Source organism: Nostoc sp. WHI, from assembly GCF_015714725.1.
Taxonomy (GTDB): Bacteria; Cyanobacteriota; Cyanobacteriia; order Cyanobacteriales; family Nostocaceae; genus Nostoc.
In genome coordinates, this window is the sequence record NZ_WBKM01000055.1 from 59621 (window position 1) to 77617 (window position 17997).

The 17997-nt window shown below is 41.8% G+C and carries 18 protein-coding genes and 1 pseudogene; 4 read left to right on the top strand and 15 right to left on the bottom strand.

Annotation, left to right across the window (positions count from 1 at the left end; all coding sequences use genetic code 11):
* Nucleotides 1-57: 57 nt before the first annotated feature.
* Entirely contained in the window at nt 58-180 is a 123-nt protein-coding gene (locus F8S12_RS41545; RefSeq protein ID WP_269144773.1) for a hypothetical protein, read from the bottom strand.
* On the opposite strand from F8S12_RS41545, the gene F8S12_RS05770 reads away from it, so the two are divergent.
* Complete coding sequence (locus F8S12_RS05770) at nt 180-401, top strand: hypothetical protein (RefSeq protein WP_196515383.1); 222 nt, start codon at nt 180-182, stop codon at nt 399-401. The genes F8S12_RS41545 and F8S12_RS05770 overlap by 1 nt on opposite strands.
* Nucleotides 402-654: 253 nt before the next feature.
* Here the strand turns inward: F8S12_RS05770 and F8S12_RS05775 are convergent, their stop codons facing one another.
* The 5 genes from F8S12_RS05775 to F8S12_RS05795 all read right to left on the bottom strand — a co-directional run bounded on the left by F8S12_RS05775 (nt 655) and on the right by F8S12_RS05795 (nt 3448).
* Nucleotides 655-1005, bottom strand: a complete 351-nt coding sequence (locus F8S12_RS05775; protein ID WP_196515384.1) for a hypothetical protein — start codon at nt 1003-1005, stop codon at nt 655-657.
* A 51-nt stretch (nt 1006-1056) separates the two neighbouring features.
* On the bottom strand, nt 1057-1197 hold the full coding sequence (locus F8S12_RS05780; RefSeq protein ID WP_196515385.1) for a hypothetical protein: 141 nt from the start codon (nt 1195-1197) through the stop codon (nt 1057-1059).
* 60 nt (nt 1198-1257) lie between these two features.
* Nucleotides 1258-1419 carry a hypothetical protein gene (locus F8S12_RS40345; RefSeq protein WP_230967822.1) on the bottom strand — a complete coding sequence of 54 codons (162 nt, stop codon included), beginning with the start codon at nt 1417-1419 and terminating at the stop codon, nt 1258-1260.
* A gap of 162 nt (nt 1420-1581) precedes the next feature.
* Nucleotides 1582-2280 carry an SRPBCC family protein gene (locus F8S12_RS05790; RefSeq protein WP_196515386.1) on the bottom strand — a complete coding sequence of 233 codons (699 nt, stop codon included), beginning with the start codon at nt 2278-2280 and terminating at the stop codon, nt 1582-1584.
* 79 nt (nt 2281-2359) lie between these two features.
* Nucleotides 2360-3448: a DJ-1/PfpI/YhbO family deglycase/protease gene (locus tag F8S12_RS05795; protein WP_196515387.1), complete on the bottom strand. Its 1089-nt coding sequence runs from the start codon at nt 3446-3448 to the stop codon at nt 2360-2362.
* A 294-nt stretch (nt 3449-3742) separates the two neighbouring features.
* Between F8S12_RS05795 and F8S12_RS05800 the strand changes: the two genes are divergently transcribed.
* A complete protein-coding gene (locus F8S12_RS05800) occupies nt 3743-4141 on the top strand; it encodes a DUF6335 family protein (protein WP_196515388.1) in 399 nt (132 codons plus the stop codon).
* Nucleotides 4142-4222: 81 nt separating this feature from the next.
* Here the strand turns inward: F8S12_RS05800 and cysC are convergent, their stop codons facing one another.
* The gene (gene cysC, locus F8S12_RS05805) at nt 4223-4762 is read right to left on the bottom strand and encodes an adenylyl-sulfate kinase (RefSeq protein ID WP_196515389.1); all 540 of its coding nucleotides are present in this window, start codon (nt 4760-4762) and stop codon (nt 4223-4225) included.
* Nucleotides 4763-5026: 264 nt separating this feature from the next.
* Between cysC and F8S12_RS05810 the strand changes: the two genes are divergently transcribed.
* Complete coding sequence (locus F8S12_RS05810; RefSeq protein WP_196515390.1) at nt 5027-5347, top strand: hypothetical protein; 321 nt, start codon at nt 5027-5029, stop codon at nt 5345-5347.
* A 21-nt stretch (nt 5348-5368) separates the two neighbouring features.
* On the opposite strand, the gene F8S12_RS05815 is transcribed toward F8S12_RS05810, so the two are convergent.
* The 4 genes from F8S12_RS05815 to F8S12_RS40350 all read right to left on the bottom strand — a co-directional run bounded on the left by F8S12_RS05815 (nt 5369) and on the right by F8S12_RS40350 (nt 12076).
* Nucleotides 5369-5692 carry a DUF2103 domain-containing protein gene (locus F8S12_RS05815; protein WP_196515391.1) on the bottom strand — a complete coding sequence of 108 codons (324 nt, stop codon included), beginning with the start codon at nt 5690-5692 and terminating at the stop codon, nt 5369-5371.
* Nucleotides 5693-5697: 5 nt separating this feature from the next.
* Nucleotides 5698-6024: an ATP-dependent Clp protease adapter ClpS gene (gene clpS, locus F8S12_RS05820; RefSeq protein WP_196515392.1), complete on the bottom strand. Its 327-nt coding sequence runs from the start codon at nt 6022-6024 to the stop codon at nt 5698-5700.
* A 112-nt stretch (nt 6025-6136) separates the two neighbouring features.
* On the bottom strand, nt 6137-8167 hold the full coding sequence (locus tag F8S12_RS05825; protein ID WP_196515393.1) for an FAD-dependent oxidoreductase: 2031 nt from the start codon (nt 8165-8167) through the stop codon (nt 6137-6139).
* Nucleotides 8168-8500: 333 nt separating this feature from the next.
* Complete coding sequence (locus F8S12_RS40350; RefSeq protein WP_331001352.1) at nt 8501-12076, bottom strand: DUF4912 domain-containing protein; 3576 nt, start codon at nt 12074-12076, stop codon at nt 8501-8503.
* A gap of 391 nt (nt 12077-12467) precedes the next feature.
* Between F8S12_RS40350 and F8S12_RS05845 the strand changes: the two genes are divergently transcribed.
* The gene (locus F8S12_RS05845) at nt 12468-14090 is read left to right on the top strand and encodes a DUF6798 domain-containing protein (protein ID WP_196515394.1); all 1623 of its coding nucleotides are present in this window, start codon (nt 12468-12470) and stop codon (nt 14088-14090) included.
* Between the two features lie 109 nt (nt 14091-14199).
* On the opposite strand, the pseudogene F8S12_RS05850 reads toward F8S12_RS05845, so the two are convergent.
* The 4 genes and pseudogenes from F8S12_RS05850 to F8S12_RS05865 form a co-directional block, all read right to left on the bottom strand.
* Nucleotides 14200-15016: pseudogene (locus tag F8S12_RS05850) on the bottom strand (precorrin-8X methylmutase).
* The gene (locus tag F8S12_RS05855; protein ID WP_196515395.1) at nt 15013-15591 is read right to left on the bottom strand and encodes a hypothetical protein; all 579 of its coding nucleotides are present in this window, start codon (nt 15589-15591) and stop codon (nt 15013-15015) included. The pseudogene F8S12_RS05850 and the gene F8S12_RS05855 overlap by 4 nt, the downstream one beginning before the upstream one ends.
* On the bottom strand, nt 15578-16699 hold the full coding sequence (locus F8S12_RS05860; protein ID WP_196515396.1) for an AAA family ATPase: 1122 nt from the start codon (nt 16697-16699) through the stop codon (nt 15578-15580). The genes F8S12_RS05855 and F8S12_RS05860 overlap by 14 nt, the downstream gene beginning before the upstream one ends.
* Nucleotides 16700-16992: 293 nt before the next feature.
* Nucleotides 16993-17517, bottom strand: a complete 525-nt coding sequence (locus F8S12_RS05865; protein WP_196515397.1) for an isochorismatase family cysteine hydrolase — start codon at nt 17515-17517, stop codon at nt 16993-16995.
* Nucleotides 17518-17997: the final 480 nt, after the last annotated feature.

A 17997-nucleotide genomic window follows, 5' to 3' on the forward strand; every position in this document is an offset into this window, starting at 1 on the left:
TAAAAACAGAGCATTTATAAATATTTCGTACCTATGTTATATGAGTAAAAAACTTTTCTAGCCAGAGAAGGAGTAGTTCATTACTGCCTTAATGGTGCGATCGCCACCTACTATTATTGGTATAATCAAGTACATTAGATTAAGGCTTAACTCTTTGTCAAAGTCATTAGCATTTTTCATTGCAAAATATTGCTTTAGCTGTGGCTTATGAGGTGCGATCGCTCACTCTTCCACAAGAAGCGATCGCTTTGTTTTTGAAGTTTTCTACAAGGCGATCGCTCACTCTTCCACAAGAAGCGATCGCTTTGTTTTTGAAGTTTTCTACAAGGCGATCGCTCACTTTTCCACAAGAAGCGATCGCTTTGTTTTTGAGGTTTTCTACAAGGCGATCGCTCTTTTAGGTATATAAGCGTAAAATCAAAACATGACTGTTCAAAAAACAGATATGCTAAAAACGCTTTGGGCTACAGTTAGGGAAGGAAAAATCGAATTGCTACGGAAGTGCTGTATCCTGATTTTGAGACGCGATAATTATCGCGTCTCTGTAACTGTTCAAGTCTTGTTTAACAACTTATAAGTCAAAACTTTGGACTCATAAGTTGCTAACTAGGTTCTGTATCTCAGTTATTTGTTAGGAGGATTTTGGTAATAACCCTATTTATCTCCATCAAATGACCGAGCTTTGTCTGCGGCTGTTTTTGTTGCAGGATCAAAAAACTCTTTTGTAGCTTGAGGAGTTTTTTCATCCAAGTTTAGCTTTTCACGGATATTATCAGCAACGCTTTTTAATTTATTTTGGGCATTTTTCATTTGGGTATCATTTCTTATTTCACCTTCGTCTGGTGTTCCTTTGTAATAAGTACCCTCTGGAGTTTTAACGGTATCTGCTTGTGCTACATTAACGTAGCTGAAAGCCTGACCTAATAGAAACATAAATCCTACTAGAAAAACTACAAGGATTTGGGAAATACGAAGATTCCGCAGCGATGAAATTACTCGATTCATAAAAAACCTCAATTGCATTATGTTGGGTGTACAATTCAAAATACTGAATGACTATTCACCAAGCCCCGTTGGGGCGGGTTGCAGGTTTGGGGTGCAGGGTGCAGGGGAAGAAATAGCCCCAACAACCATCGGGTCAGAAGCCCCGCCTTTTTCAAAGCGCTTGCATTGGGCGAGGTTAGAAGCCTCGTCCAATGCCGTATTCCTACACCCGACACCCGACACCCTACACCCTTCTTTCTCACCATTCAGGGTTTAAGAACAACTTTGATGCAGTTGTCCTTTTGTTGTTGAAAAATGCGGTAGTCGTGGAGTGCAAACATCAAGGCTACGACCACCAATCATCTGTTTCAACGCTTTGCCAGGATTAACTATTAAGAAGTTAATTACTTCTGCTTTGGCAAACTTTTTCGCCATTTCTAGGCGTTCAGTAAAGCTATCAATAGCAACGTTCTACTAGACTGCTTTCATCGTTATTAGTTATCAGTCATTCGCTTTAGCAAAGAACAAACAGACAAGTCTGAGCGGAGGCATCAGAACTTTTCTTAAAGGAGACGCTGCGCGAATGGGAACAAATAACTACTTGCGTCCAGAAGGTTGACCTTCAGTGGTGGCAATTTCACCTGTTTCCATTAGCATCTTGAAGCGGTGCAATTCATCACCAATTTGCTGTTCTGGTTCTTCCCCAAAAAGTTTAGCTACGATAGATCCTAACGCTCCCCCTGGCGGATTATATTCTAGGACAACCTTGACTTCCGTGCCGCGATCGCCTGGTGCTTTTTGGAAGCGGACAAAACCAGAATTATCAATATCTGCACCTTCTACAGAAGCCCACGAAATAAACTCATTTTCCCGGTCTTCCAGAATATCTGCATCCCATTCCACGCTGTTACCCAAGGGTGCATTAGCTATCCAATGAGAACGTTTTTCGTTAGACACCCTCACAGATTTGAGATGTTTCATAAATGTGGGCAAATTTTCAAAGTTGTGCCAAAAGCGGTACAGTTCATCTGCCGATTTATTAATCGTTACCGTCTTCTCAACTTTGATAGGTTGGTTTATACCTATTGCTTCCTGCGCTTGCTGAATTGTGCTTTGTTTCGTTGCACTTTGATATATCAAACCGCCACCAGCTAAAGCCGTCAGCGCTCCCCGCAAAGAACCTTGCTTTAAACCCATCAGCACCATAGCACCCCCACCGATGAGAGATGCCCAACGCTCAACTTCACTGGCTTCACTCTGAGTAGGAGCCAATTTATCCCCTGGTGTTGAAGTCACTTTTTTATCTCTCCATTACAGTAAAATAAGTACAGAGGCGCAAGGAATGCAGAGAAAGTATTTCCGCCTCTGCGGTTTATTACATTGATACAGCAGCCCCCGTAGTCGGCTTGGCAGCTTGTACTATCCGTACCCGATATAGCTCTCCTAATCGTTGTTCGGATTTCAATAAATCTTTATAAATTTCTTTGAAAATAGCTGTTGCTACTGGGTCAGTTAACATTGCACACAAATTACCAATATCACCAAGACCCGTTTGTACATCACCTAAAGCGGAACGCAACTGATATATATCATCACTTCCGGTTAAGGCAGCTTTTACCTTGGCATATTGATTAGCGATGTTTGCCCCTAAAGAGGGTTTTTCGCCGAGCTTATGAAGATAAGTTTCTAGCTTTTCAATGTGGCGCTGTTTATTACCGATGATCTCTTGAAAAAGTGATTTTATTTCACTATCTGACTCTTTTTCAAAGTACTTTTGTAACGCTTCGAGCGAATAACGTTCACCAGCAAGGGCAGTATTTAAACCTTTGGTAATATCACCTTTAGTTGAGCCACCCCAAGCATCAGCTAGTTTCCACCATTCCGCACTTGTGTCTTTTTCATTTGGCAATGCAGCATCTTTGCCACCATAACCCAAACGGCTTAATATCGCTGTGGTGAAAATTGGTAAGTCTCCAGGTTCACGGGATGTAATCAAATTCCCGTCAACGACCAATGGCTCATCTAAATAATTTCCACCCGCATTAATGATGTCCTTGGCAATAGCATTAAAACCAGTAACTTGTTTACCTTTAAGCAAGTCGCCTTCAATCAAAAGTTGTGGGCCGTGGCAAACCGCAGCTACCAATTTTCCTTGTTGTATAACTTCTTGTACAAAGCGTACTGTGTTGGGGTTTTGTCGCATTTTGTCGGGAGCCATACCGCCAGGAATCACTACCGCATCGAATTCAGATGCGATCGCTTCTGTGGTAGTACCATCAGCTTGTATGCTAAGTTTGCCCTGTTTACCCTTGTATTTTTCATCCATCCGGGAACCAAGAACTACTACTTCCATTCCTGCTTGTTTTAGTGCATTATAAGGAACTGTAAATTCTGCATCCTCTACTCCCTGTTCAATCAGGATGGCAACTTTTTTCTGATGAGAATGATTGTTATGGTCAGTCATAAATGTTATTACCTGTTTATTTCTAGTATTTAACTAGCTATTTTTATTTTTGCTGAATAAAAAATAGTTATGAGTGAGAAGTTAGATATTGACTAACTTTCTATTTGATAACTCCTAACTAACAACTTCAATTGGCTTGACCATGAATTCATGTTTACAATTGTATGCCGCGATCGCTCGCTTAACTTCGTTCCAAGGGGATAGATTTTTTTATTTCTAAAGCTATACATCTCTAGTAATACAACTTGGTCACAGGAAAAGGTTATTGTAAGAATGCAAAAAATGACTAGGATCATGGCACAAAAAAATCATAATGACGAAATTAAAACTAATGATTTGCCGCAAGAAATTACTGAATCCTACGGTACTGGTGTGAAAGACTTGCCGGGATACAATATTGGCGGGCGAAGTATGGGCGAAGAAAGACGTGAGTATACAGAAACTAGCCCTGAACTCACTGGCGGGGATGTTGATGCTTATTGGCAAGATGCAGATGCAGTTGGAGATGAAGCTGTTGGTGGTAGTACTTCCACTCCCGATCAAAATGTAACTGAGGAGCTAGGAGCAGCAGTAGGGCTAGAAATGGATGATTCCGCGTTGCTTCGTACCAATGATATTTTAGAGGAACGTGACGGCGATCGCTGGGAGTTAGATCCGATGTCTTCTGAAGATTATCAAGATCGGCGAGAATAAGCTCAATAATTGTATAGCACAGGGAAAGGTAAGCGAGGCTTGCTTCTCCCTCTCACTTTTTGCACACTACCTACTAGAGAATCAGCGAATTTGCCCCTGATTATGGAGATAAGTTAAAACTTTTTCCACACACTCATTTATAGTTTCTTTGTGAGTTTTGAGAATCAAATCTGGATTTAAAGGTGGTTCGTATGGAGAGGAAATTCCAGTAAATTCAGCAATGTCTCCAGCTAGAGCTTTTTTATACAAACCTTTTACATCCCTTGTTATACAGACATCCAAAGGAGTATCAACATAAACTTCGATAAAATTGGGTATTTGAAGTTTGAGTTGTTCACGGGCATCTTGATACGGAGAAATTAAAGCCACAACGGTGTTTATGCCATGCTTATTTAAAAGTCGGCAAACATAGCCAACTCTGGCAACATTAATATTTCTATCTTCGCGAGAAAAACTTAAGCCTTTAGAAAGATTGGTGCGGATGACATCACCATCTAAATACTCACACGGAACTGATAATTGCTCTAATGCTCTAGTTACTTCTATCGCTATAGTAGACTTCCCTGCACCCGATAATCCAGTTAACCAGCAAGTGAAACCTGGTGATTTAAAGTTACTCATTATCTTTAATCAGCTAAATTTTCTATGTTGCACAAGGAGTAGATTGTTCTAGATCATCCTCCTCCTTCAATGCCCAATGTTCTACTTAACAAAAATATTTAATTTTCATTAGTTATAAATATCTAGATTTGCAAAACAACAATTTTTGTTGCATTTGTTTACATAAACGGTATTACTCTATTGAGGTTTGTAAATAATTTGTATTTCTACAAGGAATATTCCTTTAGACTGAATTTTAATTGGAAAATTTGCGGATAAACACAAATGCATTCGTTAAATATATTTTGCCACGAATTTGTAGTTGCTGTTTCCTTTGTAGCTTGCATTATTGGACTGGTGTTACTGTGGGACGGTAAGCAGCAAACAAATGATGTAGAAGAAACAGAGCGGATTCTGTTTAGAATGAGCTTTACTTATTGGCTGGTTTACTGTGTAGCCTTTGGGATCGAGAAAATAATTTTACCCGACTGGGAATCTGTTCTCATGAGTTTGAGAATAACTACGGCTTTGTCATATTTCTTAACTTTTTCTTGCGTTGTTAGCCTACCGCTACACAAATTTGCAGTACACCACGTTGAAGAATAGTGATTTGGGCATTGGGCATGATTAACATTTCATGGCGATCGCTAATGCCGTTTCGAGTTCTTCCTGTGCCAAAGTGGTGAGAATAAACACTTCTTGTACCGTCTTCCCCTGCCGGGCAATTACTTTATAGCCGCCGCGAATCGGTACAGACACGCGTAGTTGCATTTTCGGACAATGACCTTTAGATCGCCCAATCACTCCTGGCGTAACGGTTTGGATCTTATCCTGCTGACACAGACGTTCTAAAATTGGGATGAGACCAGAAAGGTGGGTCGAGTGATTCCAAACCAGTCTGCCAGCTTTTTGCGAAGCCGCTCGGAGGGGATCGACGGTGGGTTTGCCCATGATGATTAAGCTGCTTCTAGAGGTGCCATTGTCAAACCTGCTCGGCGCAGCTGCTGATGATAGAGTTCCGCAGGTTCTTGGGGGCCGACCCAGACGATCGCTTGACCTTCATAGTGTACCTGATTAGTCAAATCCCAGGCGCGATCGCCGCTCATCCCTGGAATATATTTCATTAAACATTCATACACATGTTGGAATGTATTAAAATCATCGTTTAATACAATCACTTTGTAATTCGGATAAAGCTTTGGGGAAACTTGATTAGACCGTTCAGGAGCTATAGTTGGTGCTGTGGCCATCCCGTAAACATCTGCTGAAAGTGTCGTAACCATAAAAAATTGGTTAATAATATTTTACAAAACTACATTATGGATAACTAGTTTAGTCTATTGTCATTGGTCATTTGTCATTTACAAGGGCAAAGGACAAATGACTAATAACTATCTATCGCCAATTATCCCAGTTTTCGTTAAAAATAGATGTATCTGGGAAAGCGGTAGGATTACCATTTTGTTGCAAAAGCCGTTTGAGTGCTTCTAGTTGTGGCTCTTGTTTGGGTAAGTCATCGACTAGTTGGTAAGGTGCGATCGCATTTTTGATCGCAAAACTAGCAACAGTTCCCGCAGCTGCGCCAGCCGACCATTCAAAGGAATGGACTCGATAAGCAGCAGCAGCAATATGACTAGTACCAATGCTTTTGCCTCCTACCAGCAAATTGTCAATTTTCTGGGGAATCATCGCCCTCAAAGCAATTTGGAAGGGATAAGCAAGGCCAGCACCACGCCTTTCGCCTGGACGTTCTATGTTACCAGGAGCTTCTGGGGGACTATTTACCATGCAAGGATGGAAATCTATGGCGTAGTGACCAATACCCACAGCATCGGGGAAGATAGTAGAACGAGTCCGTCGCATTGCTTTGTCTGGTGAAACTTTACCCGCAATTACAGATGTAGCTTCTAATCCTGCTAGCGCGGCTTTTAGATGCCGATACATATCTGCTGGCAGAGTCTTGCTGTAATATTCATCATTGTAATTTCGGCGAGAAATGTCAATTTCCCAAATAGTAAAACCTCCAGATTGTCCCCAACTGGGGCGGCCAATGATGCGGCGGCCTTCTCGCATATAGGGATATTTCGATAAACCGTGCACTGTCCCCATCGGCGACTTTAACCCCGAAACAAAGCGGTTATTGGTTTGCTGCTTTTTCACACCTTCCCCCAGTTGGGAATCTGTAGTCCCAGCGACTAACCAGTAATAATACGAGAGGGCATTTTCCTCAGCCTTGCGGAGGCTTTCTGTTCGCAGTCCCCCCATCCAGCCCCCTGGCTTTAACTGCCCAGTCCCTTGTAACTGTTGGCGACTGTAAATTAGGTTATCCTTGGCTGTACCGGGGCGGTAGTCGTTACCCCAAGTCCAGTTTTGCATGGAGATATCCCCTGGTGCAGCCGCATCAAAATTTACACCGCCGAATTTTGCTGGTTTTCCTTTGTTTGGACTCCAAATGCGACGATAGGTGAAAACCAAATCAAAGTTAGCCAGTCGCGTTAATTCATAGCTGAAATATGGCGCGTATTGTAAATAAAATGGGGGCATTGTCTGCGGTTGCGGTTCCTTGGTTGCCTCCATTCCAAAGGTGTAGGTAAAGCCTTGAGGACAATAAGGATCGTTGGTGGCGCTGGAAGCAGAAGGTTCCAGGTAGGAACGGGCATCAATACCTAATCGGTAAGGGACATCAGCAAGGGCGATAATTTCCCCGGTTTCGCTAGCGTCTACGACATACCATTTAGGAGTATCGCCTTTAGTTTCCTTGGGGATGAAACGGAGAATAGTTTTGGTAAACCGAGATGAGTTTTCGTAGCGATAGGCATCTTCAATGCTTTGAGATAAAGTAAAAGTATTAAGAGGTGGTGCGCCTTTTGGTGGTTGATGTTGAATAGCGATCGCGCTATTAATTATTTTGCCATTAGCAGCAATTTCCAAGTCCTTAATTACTGTGTTGGGAAACCATTGCAACTTCCCTTTCCCCTGCTTTTCGGCATCTTTGAGCATCTGAGCCAAAATGGTGTGAGCATCGCGGGGAAGAAAGCAGGAATCACTTACCCAGCAGTTACCGGGGTTAAGTTTACCGTATTTGCGCTCAATTCGGTTTCGCAATTCCAGATAGCCGCGAGAATAGAATTGGCGAGAGCGCTGGGTTGGTCGTTCATCCAATGCAGATGTTCCTTGAGCAGAAATTTGTCCTCCCAGCCAGTCGGTAATTTCGGTCAAGCAAACCGTTCGTCCTGCTAGTAACCCCTCGTAAGCTGTGGCGACGCCGGATAGTCCACCACCTACAACTAAAATTTCGCAATTAACACTTTTGTCTGGGGTTCTTGGTGGTGTGGCGTTCGCCCAATCAGGTGCAACTAAGCTAGATATGATGTTGAGACTGATCAGCGATGTCAAGCTATAAGCTACTTTGTGTCTACGCTTCATAGTTAAAGAAACCCCTTTAAATTCTGTTTCATTTTGTAGACGGTAGCATCTAGCAGTAGCTCTAGGAATTAGACCTCTTGCATAAATAATTTTTTGTCTCACGCAAAGGCAAGGCAGCGCGTTGCGGGGGTTCCCACGGCAGTCACTCATGGGGGAAACCCCCAAGACCGCGCTGCCTCCCCGTTGTAGCGACTGCCGCGCAAAGGCGCAAAGGAAAAAGCGAAAAGAAGGACTTTTGCAAGAGGTCTAATTTAGAGGGTAGAGGGCAGATTGCCATAATAAAATCCCCTCTCCCCAACTTATAGGGTTAGAGGGGATAACAGTGAGTAATTGTTAGTTTTCTGAAGTTTCCTGAGAAAACTTCTTGGAGATAGTTCTGGTGGATTCTCCATCAGCAGCTACCGTTATCAGATAGTCCATTAAACCATCGGAAAAGGGAAGACGTAAGTGGAAAGTACCATCTGGTTTGATTTTGATCGGATAACCACCAATAGTTACGGTTGTATTTGGTTGCGTTGCTCCGTGAATAATCAACTCAGCATCGGCCACAAACCAAAAATCTCCGTGGGAACGACTGAAGACATGAACATTAGCTGAACGAGCGATGAGTAACCACTGATTGCCATCAGCGATATAACCAATTTCAACCATGTAGTCGCGATCGCTCATGGGAATAGCCACAAAGCGATCATTTGCTACCTCTTCACATTCATACTGCTGGACAAGCTGGGGACTTTGATAACTCAGGTCAACATCTGTAACATCATAAAGCCGCACTACCAATTGGGAGCCGCCTTGTTGCCGCAGCGTTAACTTCTGAGTCTGGGAAATGTACCAAGAGACATAAGCCCACTTGGGAGTCCGAGGTGTGAGCACAATACTGCTCTCTTCATCTACATCTACCAAGCCAAAGGCTGTTTCGCTCGCTAACGCCACATCATCAACTATCGGATCAGTACCTACAGGGCTGAAGACATGAACGATCGCAGAACGGGCGATGAATACCCAACAATCCCCATCAGCAATATAGCCAATTTCAGCTATATAATCGCGATCGCTCACGGGAATCTCCACGAAGCGATCGTGTGCTACCTCTTCACATTCATACTGCTGGATAAACTGGGGACTTTGATAACTCAGGTCTATCCCAGTTACATCATACAGCCGCACTACTAATTGAGAGTTACCTTCTTGGCGTAGTGCTTCCTTGTGAGTTTCGGAAATCTCCCAAGAGACATCAGCCGATTCCCAAGTCCGGGGTGTGAGCCAAATATTGCTCTGTTCATCTGCATCTACCAAGCCAAAGGCTGTTTCGTTTGCTAACGCCACATCATCAACTATCGGATCAGTACCTACAGGACTGAAGACATGAACGATGGCAGAACGGGCGATGAATAACCAACGATTGTCATCAGCAATATAGCCAATTTCAGCTATATAGTCGCGATCGCTCACGGGAATTTCCACAAAGCGATCGTGTGCTACCTCTTCACATTCATACTGCTGGACAAACTGGGGACTTTGATAACTCAGGTCTATTCCAGTCACATCATACAGCCGCACTACCAGTTGATAGCCGCCTTCTTGGCGTAGCGCTTCCTTCTGAGTTTCGGAAATCTCCCAAGAGACATCAGCCCATTCCCAAGTGCGGGATGTGAGCACAATACTGCTCTCTTCATCTGCGTCTACAAATAAGCCAAAAGCTGTTTCGGCTGTTGCAGCTACGCTAACCGTAGGCTCAGTTTGTCCTTGGACATTTGATTCCAGAGTGGTCGCCCAGGCTCCAATCCCTGCGCCTGCTGCTAGTGCCGCAACACCTCCAATGTCTAAGGAGTCAGCTTCAGTAATATCTCCCCCTAGAGTCGGCTCTGCTTGAGATTCTTCCTCTAGCAAATCGTCAGTGGGTTCGGCTGCATCCGCTACCACATTCAATACCTCTTCTGGCAATTCTGGTAATTCGAGCAGTGAAGCTGTTTGTGCCGCAGACGGTTCCACATCAGCTACCACTTCGCCAGACTCCAATAAGGGTAATTCATCTAATGGGTCTATATCTTCAGTTGAGGTGATACTGTCTAGCCAGTCCAATTCTGCCTGAAGTTCATCCTCCATCACATCTTCAGTAACTGCTGTATCCCAATATTCAAGATCAGATGTTACTTCTGGCACATCCGGTAATTCCGGGAGTGAGGCTGTCACCTCAGATGAAGGCAGATCCACATTAGAAACTTCTTCTGGAATATTAGCCAGGTGAGGATATGAAGTATTTACTACAGCAGCCGGCGCTTCTATGTCCCATGCAACTTCATCGGATTCAGGAGCAGTTATTTCCGTAGAATTATTTAGTCGGACTGTCTCTTCAATCGCGTCTGTTTCTGTTCCTTTGTCGGCAAAGGCAGACCAGGTTGCCGCCCCGATGCCCGTTGCGAGAGTAGCACTACCGGTTAAAGCTGCGGCTCCAAAGTTGTTATTTTCTGATCCATTAACTACACCTGAAGTTGTGCCTTCAAAGGAGTTGGAACTGCCATTGGTTGTCTGTTGTCCCAAATTCGATGTCACCGAGGTAGCATTCTCTGTTAGCTCATTTGGTGTTTGAGCATAGACATGGAAAGGAGTGGCATCAGAAGTTTCCTGTTCTTGAAAGTGCGGCACTTGCTCCTCAAGCATCGCTTCGTTAACAGGGGCAGCAGTGCTGGTATTGAGCACTGCCATTTCTCGATCTTCTGTACTAGGTGGACGAGGATTTGATTCTGGTAAGTTGTCTGTTTTCTCAGTGGGCGATCGCCGTCTTCCAATGAACCACCATAGTAACGAGCCGCCTACAGTAGTAATAAACAAAGGTAGCAGCAACCAAAATGGTGTTTCCCTATTGACAATTGGACTATCTTGTGCAGCAGGAGCTACAAAGGGCTGTTCACCAAATACAGAAGTAGTTGCACTAGGGGAAGCTGTAGCAGTAGGTGTCGTTTGGACACTGGGGGAAGCTGTAGCAGTAGGTTGTTGTGATATGCTGAGTGCGATCGCATCTGCTTCGGCAGTTCTAGCTTGTTCTATAGCCTGCTGTCCTGCGGGTGCAAGGGTGAAGCCGAGAAAATCTACTGTGCTTAAGCTCGGATTTTTTTTGTAAACGTAAACTAAAGGTTGCGAAAAGGGATATTTAGCATCATCTGGCAAGGTTTGATGTAATTGCAGAACTCGCACCCCTGGCAACTTCGACACCTGATTAGCCAGCACATAACTGATGCCGTCTTTGCCCAATTGTTTGATAATTTCTGCGGTATTGTCCTCAGTTAGTTGGGTAGCATTGGGTCCTGTAGTAAAGTCAGCAGTCTTAAAGGCTGGGTAATCACGAAAAGTATTTCGAGTATCGCTCGTTTTCGGGCGATCGATTACCCGAATTTTTCCTTGAGATCCCCCTAGTTGCGACCAATTTGTAATTTGTCCCCGGAAAATCCGGGCGAATTGCCTACTGGTTAAGCTTTGCTTGAAAGGATTATCTGCACCAACTACGATCGCAATCTTCTCACGGCGCAAGCGGATTTGCTCAAGTCCTTGGGCTTTTTCTGCTGGTGTCAAACCACGCCCGATTGCTGCTATGTCGATTTTGCCATCTAGCAAATCTTTTAGTGCCGGATCAGTGCCATTAGCAGCAACTTCAATTTTTGTGCCCGAAAACTGTTTTTCAAAATTTTCTTTCAGGCCTTGGTTGATCGCAGCCAAGCTACTTGAACCATCAATCCGCACTGTCGTCCCGTTCTGCACTGTTTTCGGCAGTGGAAAAGCGGGAGTATCAGTCGCAGATTGTGCCAGCATGGGTGCAGACACCACCAGAGATGCTGCCATAGGGGTCGTAGCTAATGCAAGCCACAATACCAGACTGATTATTGAACTATCTTTTTTTGTTGTTGCCACATATGCCCCCTATCAAGGTAAAGGAAACAGAAAGTCGGCCGGCTTTAATCGTTATCTTTTTATGGATTATGCAGGAGACGCGCTAATTATACATCTCTGTTATCTTTCTTATCAGTCGCCGTAAACATTTGTGTCATTATATACTTCGTCTGAATTTAACTAGTCTTCAAATAATATTCATCGACTGTTTATTTTTTGAAAGTATTTTAAATCAGTGTTTAAACCTAGAGTGGAAGAGATTTTCATTCATTTTATTGCTTAGTTTAGGGTATAATTTTTCCAATTCCATTTTAGAGTTGGCTCTCAGTATTGTTGGAGTTAATTCAAATAATTCCAGAATCTTTAGCATAAAATTTTATACTTTATACTATTTAACTTCTTTTGAGATGATATGTTGAAATTGCCAGGCATTAGTCAGCAAAATTTACAAGATAAATCGACTTTGACAAGTACGCCTTGGGTAGTGTTAGAAATCATAGCAGTCTTGGCATTACTTTGTATCAGGCAATTGCTGGCTGATAACGTGGCAGGGAACGAAGTTGACTCTTTACCTTTAGCAAGACAGTTCGCTGACCCGACCTGGGTTCCGGGAGACTGGTCTGTTAATCAACCACCCATTTATCGAGTATTGTTCCAAACTTTATTTGGCTGGCTCATAGTAAGTTGGGGGTTTCTAGCGAGTTCAATAATAGGACGGTTATTTTGCTACAGCTTGATGGCTTCGGGGTTAGTACTCATCGGCCGGAAACTGGGATTGAATTTGCCTTTACAAATGTTGGCGGTTACAATATTTTTCACGGGAAACCAAGGTGTTGCTGCTGGAGAAAGGATTGTAGGAGTACTAGAAACGAAGATATTTGCTTATGCTATGGTCTTGTTGGCCATAGGGTTCATGCTCAGGAAAAGTTATCGTCTGATGGCTTTCCTGTTAGGGCTAGCAACTTCATTCCATGTTCTAGTCGGCGGTTATACGACTCTGTTCGTAATCGGGTGGCTCATTTTAAGACGAAAAACCCGTTTTCCAACTATGCAGGAATTTGGAGTCATGCTGCCGTTATACCTGGTAGGAGGTGCACTAGGTATAAAAGCGGTGATCGAACAATTGTTGACTCCGACCCCTACAGGTTCTATATCGCCTTCTTTTATATATGTTTTTCTCAGGTTGCCCCACCATCTGAATCCCTTATCCTGGCCTACATATTGGTGGATAATTCCTACATTTTACCTTGCGCTTCTTGTGAGCAGTGCTGGCGTTCTTTGGTTCAATCGTCCAACTAAAAAACTATCTGAAGAGTCTGAAGAATACGAAGCTCGTATAGGACTATTTGAGTTCACACTGATCAGTCTAATCCCTTATGTATTAGGAATAATCATCGCTCCATTCGATTCTCAAGGAAGCTTGCTACAGTATTACCTTTTCCGAGTTGGTGACGTAATGTTGCACCTCAACGCCGGTTTGTTGTTTGTCTGTGCTTTAGATAAAATCTTTACAGGTAAGAATAAACAAAGATTACTAGTACTGTTTTGTTGTCTGATAGTGAGTGCGAAATTTGTAATTTTATTTGATTACTTCCAGAAAAATTTTCAGTCTAGACTTCATTTTCCTGACAAAGTTCAAGAGGTAAACCCTCAATGGAAAGACATGGCTGCTTGGGTACGGAAAAATACACCAAAAAATGCCAAATTCGTATCTCCACCCGTTGAATTTGCCAACTTCATTTGGTTGACAGAGCGGCCAACCATTGCCAAATATAGACTAATGGCTCAGACCAAAAGTGCGACATTAGAGTGGTTTTCGCGGATGCGTGACTTGAGCGGTAACTTTAATGGACTTGATCCATTAAGTAACTTTAATCAGCAACTACTTACAGATGGCTACAACAACTTGACAACTGTCCAGGCTAAAGCCTTGATGGTGAAATATCAGGCATCTTATGTAGTAACTCGCATTCAACATCGGTTAGATTTGCCAGTGGCTTACCGTAACAAATCTTACATTCTTTATAAAAACTAGTAAGATTAAAACCATAAAAAATTTATAATTAATACATACTTGATAAGTATTAATTATGTTTTAAATGGAGATTTAAACCTACATGAAATAAGACTGCCTTCATTTTTAATTAAGAATTAGATTGACTGAGATAACAATGACAATCTGGCTTATCAATCAGTGACTCCACCAAGGCATTCAGAGCAGTAGCAGCTAAAGCACCACCTCCCAAAGTCCCTTCAACTGTAATAAAAGGTATCCCTTGTTGCATTAGTTGTTGCTTGGCTGCGGGAGCATGGCTAAAGCCAATGGGCATTCCAATGACTAATGCAGGCTGAATTTTTTGATTGGTAATTGCCTTACAAACTTCTAGAAGTACTGAAGGAGCATAACCAACTACCAGCACACAACCTTTACTTACTTGTTGCAACTTTGAGCGCCATTCTTGATACTGCCAAAAGGCAAGTTCCGCTTCTGTGGCGGTGGTAATATGGGGGTTATCAATTAAAGTTTCAATGTGACACTCCAAATGAAGTAATCGAGTTTGATCCAAAGCAGTAGCAACCGTTTGGGTGATGCCTACGGCGGCAAGCTACGCGCCCCAATAATCCTTCTAATGCTGATGCAGTTTGTCGCAGTTGAGAAATTTGTTGCATCACCGCCCGATATTGCTGCTGAAGTTGTCCCATCAGGTTTGTAGTTGTGTCAGCTTCTGGTTCCACCTCCAAAATATTGCGAATATGGTTTAGCTGAAACCCTTGCTGCTTGAGTGCGACAATCCGTTGCAAGCGAAGGACATCTTTTTTGGTGTAGAGACGGTAATTGCTAGGCGATCGCACTGGTTGCGGTAGCAGTCCCAATTGATGATAATGTCGTACCATGTGCGGAGTCAAACCGCCGCCCACTGCATCAGTGAGTTGTTTAATAGTGAAGCAACCAGCATTCATAAGTTATTTAATAAAGGTAAAAGTCTTTGTAACTCTTCACAAGCCGCCTGGAGAGATGGCGGCGCATTTTCATCTAAACTCCCTTGAGAACACTGGTTTGCTAATTGTTCAACACCGGGTTTACAAATTGCCTCATCTTTAGGGAATTTTGGATATTTTGATTTTTCTCCTTCTTCTTGAACAACTTCTCTTGTTCGTAAATAATGTACCCAAGTTTCGATATTTCTTTTTGGCACGAAGATTGCTATTCTCTCATCAGGCTTACGAAGTTCCTGTGAATTTTCTATCAGTGCATTATCTAAATCTTTCAGTGTTGCTTTTACTGTCTCAGTATCGGCATCAATCAACACTACTAGCATTCCTGAACGATAGTTTTTTCTCCGATATTCTCTAACCTCTGCTGGATAACGTTTTCTAACAAACTGCTCTCCTGCACCTTTACCTTTTGGAGAAGTCCTAATTGTGAGATTTTTTGGATCTATATTAAAGCCTCGCTTTTTCAAAAAATGATATGCAAAAACTTGCTGTTGCAGATCCTCACACAAAATTACTATCTGTACTCTATTCTGGGTCATACAGCCAGCCCCGTGCAATCAGTTCTGAAATTGGTAATCCAGAATTTTGAGTTTCTTCATTACTAATTGGTTTTACTCGTACAGGTGCATTACTTTGACGCTCAAACCAATAACCTATCGGTGAAGCTAGAAGATAATTAATTAATACAGGATGATGGGAAATTAGTAAAGCTTGTATTTTTCCGTCAATACAGAAATCATAAAGTTGAATTATCCAAGGTTGAATTTCCGGTAGGGCTAAGAAATTCTCTGGTTCATCAATGCAAAGTGTATAATCTTCAGATTCAGTGCAATAGAGAATGGTGTACAGAGCAATTACCACTTTTTGACCATCGGATAATTCACTAAAGCGATAATTAATAGTCTTTTTACTATCTTTATCTGTTGAAAATTTTAATTTTAGAGTTCGATAATTTTCACTGAACTGTTCAAATGTAAAACTTACAAACCCATCTAATATATCTTTCAAAACGTTGATAAGTTCAGCAACTTTACCCTGATCTTGGGAAATGTAGCGATACCAAGAAACAAAATTTTCCATTCTCGAAGTTAGATGAATTTCTTCCTTTTCACTCCCCTCAAGCATAAGACTAGGAATAATTTGTACAATAATGAATCGCTTCATACGTTTTGTGAACCAGGCCAACTTTGTGCTGTCACTATCTACCGTAAATAACCATAGTAAAGATCCTAATGGTGAAGGAAAAGGAGCTTTCATAACCTCTTCATAATCATCTCTAAAAAGTTTAACTTCGCCCCCCTCTGACTTAAGCAAAACTTGATTATTAAACCAGAGACGCTCATATTCAACATGACTTTTATCTTGATTATGTCTAATAGCAAATTCATATTTATAATTACCACCATTTCCAGCAATTTCTAGCTCAAAACGTTGAATTGGCAAAGTCTGCCAGCGAGTGCAATCAATAGATTTAAAAATTCCCTCTACTTTAGAATCACCGCTAACAAAAGTTTGAATTTTTCGCAGGACTTCAAAAACAGTTGATTTACCCGTTCCGTTACCACCAAGAAACAAATTAATCGAGTCAAAATTCATCTCAAAATTTACCAAGCCGCGAAAGTTATCAATATATATTCGCTTTAGCATAGATTTTTCCTCCTAGTGTAGTTTTAAAGCTAACAGTTAAATCGTCCCATTTACCCACAATCCGCTTTTAAAAAATACTCCCAGAACACAGACAAAAATTTAACTTTGCGTACCTTTGCGCTTCCCTCAGCGCCCCTTTGCGTTTCAAAATTATTCTTCCGAACTAATGTGGTTTGCGTAGCCCACCGTAGGCATCGCAATTCCTTTGGGCAAAATACTTAGATAGATGCCCTACAACAATTCCAGTTTTATTATAAGTATTTAACCGAGCTTAATATTAGATGTAGAACAGATTATGACATCTTCTCAAGAACCTCATCAGTCATCTTAATTTGGTTTTTTCCTATATTACGCTTCAACAAAAAAATACCCGCATCATGTGCTTGCTGTCCACCTTGACTAAAGCAAGCATCCTCGATAATCACTGGTTCAATACCACGCTCAAAAGAGTCAATTGCTGTCTTCAAAATACAGCTATCAGTTTCAACTCCACAAAGATATATTTTGCTGATTTTATTAAGAGAAATAAAAGTTGAAAATTTTTCCGTAAATGCCGAGTAATAATGTTTATCAAAAATATTATTTATATATGGCTGAAGTTCATCAATAATCCTCGTTTCTGGTTCTTGTATCAACCTTGACCAATGAATTAGTTTTACATAATTGCTGTCAGCAGTATTGATAAATCTTGTGAATTCAACGAATTTTCCAGCCGCTAAAAATCGCTCAATTAGTTTAATAACAGTAGGAATAATATGTCTGCATTTCTCAGACATAAAACCGTTTTGCATATCTACTACAAGAAGTATTTCGCTCATTTGTGTCAGAATTTGTTTAGATTAAGAGTTATAAGGTTAAATAAAACAATATTACAATACCTTTGCCAATTTACGAGGGTGAGTTGATATCTGAACTCCCTTTTCTCTGAGGCTTGGCAAAAACAATAAGTCCTAAAAATTCCTTCAAGGTTTCCCACAAGGTTTTTTAACGTATTGTCCGTAGTATCAAGGGTTTGATATTCCAAGCTACCTTATAAGCTAAACGCTTATGTATGGGTCATTTTGCCATTTTTGCCCAAATTTTTGTTGGCTCTTATTTTGGCAAAGGTATTGATATTATAAACTTAATTTTTTGGTAGTACCCTAGAAGTAGTGGTGATCCTAATTTATCACCTCCTATGTCTATTTGGTGTATTTCCCTTACCCTGCATAGGTTTGAAGCTTGTTTCTCCCTCAAAAATGTTTAATAAAAAAAGGGGGTCTGATTGAATAGAGTCCCCCTTGTGCAGAAACTGAGAT

Coding starts and splice junctions, on each gene's coding strand:
- F8S12_RS41545 (WP_269144773.1), bottom strand. CDS start 180: ATGAAAAATGCTAATGACTTTGACAAAGAGTTAAGCCTTAATCTAATG.
- F8S12_RS05775 (WP_196515384.1), bottom strand. CDS start 1,005: ATGAATCGAGTAATTTCATCGCTGCGGAATCTTCGTATTTCCCAAATC.
- F8S12_RS40345 (WP_230967822.1), bottom strand. CDS start 1,419: ATGGCGAAAAAGTTTGCCAAAGCAGAAGTAATTAACTTCTTAATAGTT.
- F8S12_RS05795 (WP_196515387.1), bottom strand. CDS start 3,448: ATGACTGACCATAACAATCATTCTCATCAGAAAAAAGTTGCCATCCTG.
- F8S12_RS05800 (WP_196515388.1), top strand. CDS start 3,743: ATGGCACAAAAAAATCATAATGACGAAATTAAAACTAATGATTTGCCG.
- cysC (WP_196515389.1), bottom strand. CDS start 4,762: ATGAGTAACTTTAAATCACCAGGTTTCACTTGCTGGTTAACTGGATTA.
- F8S12_RS05810 (WP_196515390.1), top strand. CDS start 5,027: ATGCATTCGTTAAATATATTTTGCCACGAATTTGTAGTTGCTGTTTCC.
- F8S12_RS05815 (WP_196515391.1), bottom strand. CDS start 5,692: ATGGGCAAACCCACCGTCGATCCCCTCCGAGCGGCTTCGCAAAAAGCT.
- clpS (WP_196515392.1), bottom strand. CDS start 6,024: ATGGTTACGACACTTTCAGCAGATGTTTACGGGATGGCCACAGCACCA.
- F8S12_RS05825 (WP_196515393.1), bottom strand. CDS start 8,167: ATGAAGCGTAGACACAAAGTAGCTTATAGCTTGACATCGCTGATCAGT.
- F8S12_RS05845 (WP_196515394.1), top strand. CDS start 12,468: ATGTTGAAATTGCCAGGCATTAGTCAGCAAAATTTACAAGATAAATCG.
- F8S12_RS05855 (WP_196515395.1), bottom strand. CDS start 15,591: ATGACCCAGAATAGAGTACAGATAGTAATTTTGTGTGAGGATCTGCAA.
- F8S12_RS05860 (WP_196515396.1), bottom strand. CDS start 16,699: ATGCTAAAGCGAATATATATTGATAACTTTCGCGGCTTGGTAAATTTT.
- F8S12_RS05865 (WP_196515397.1), bottom strand. CDS start 17,517: ATGAGCGAAATACTTCTTGTAGTAGATATGCAAAACGGTTTTATGTCT.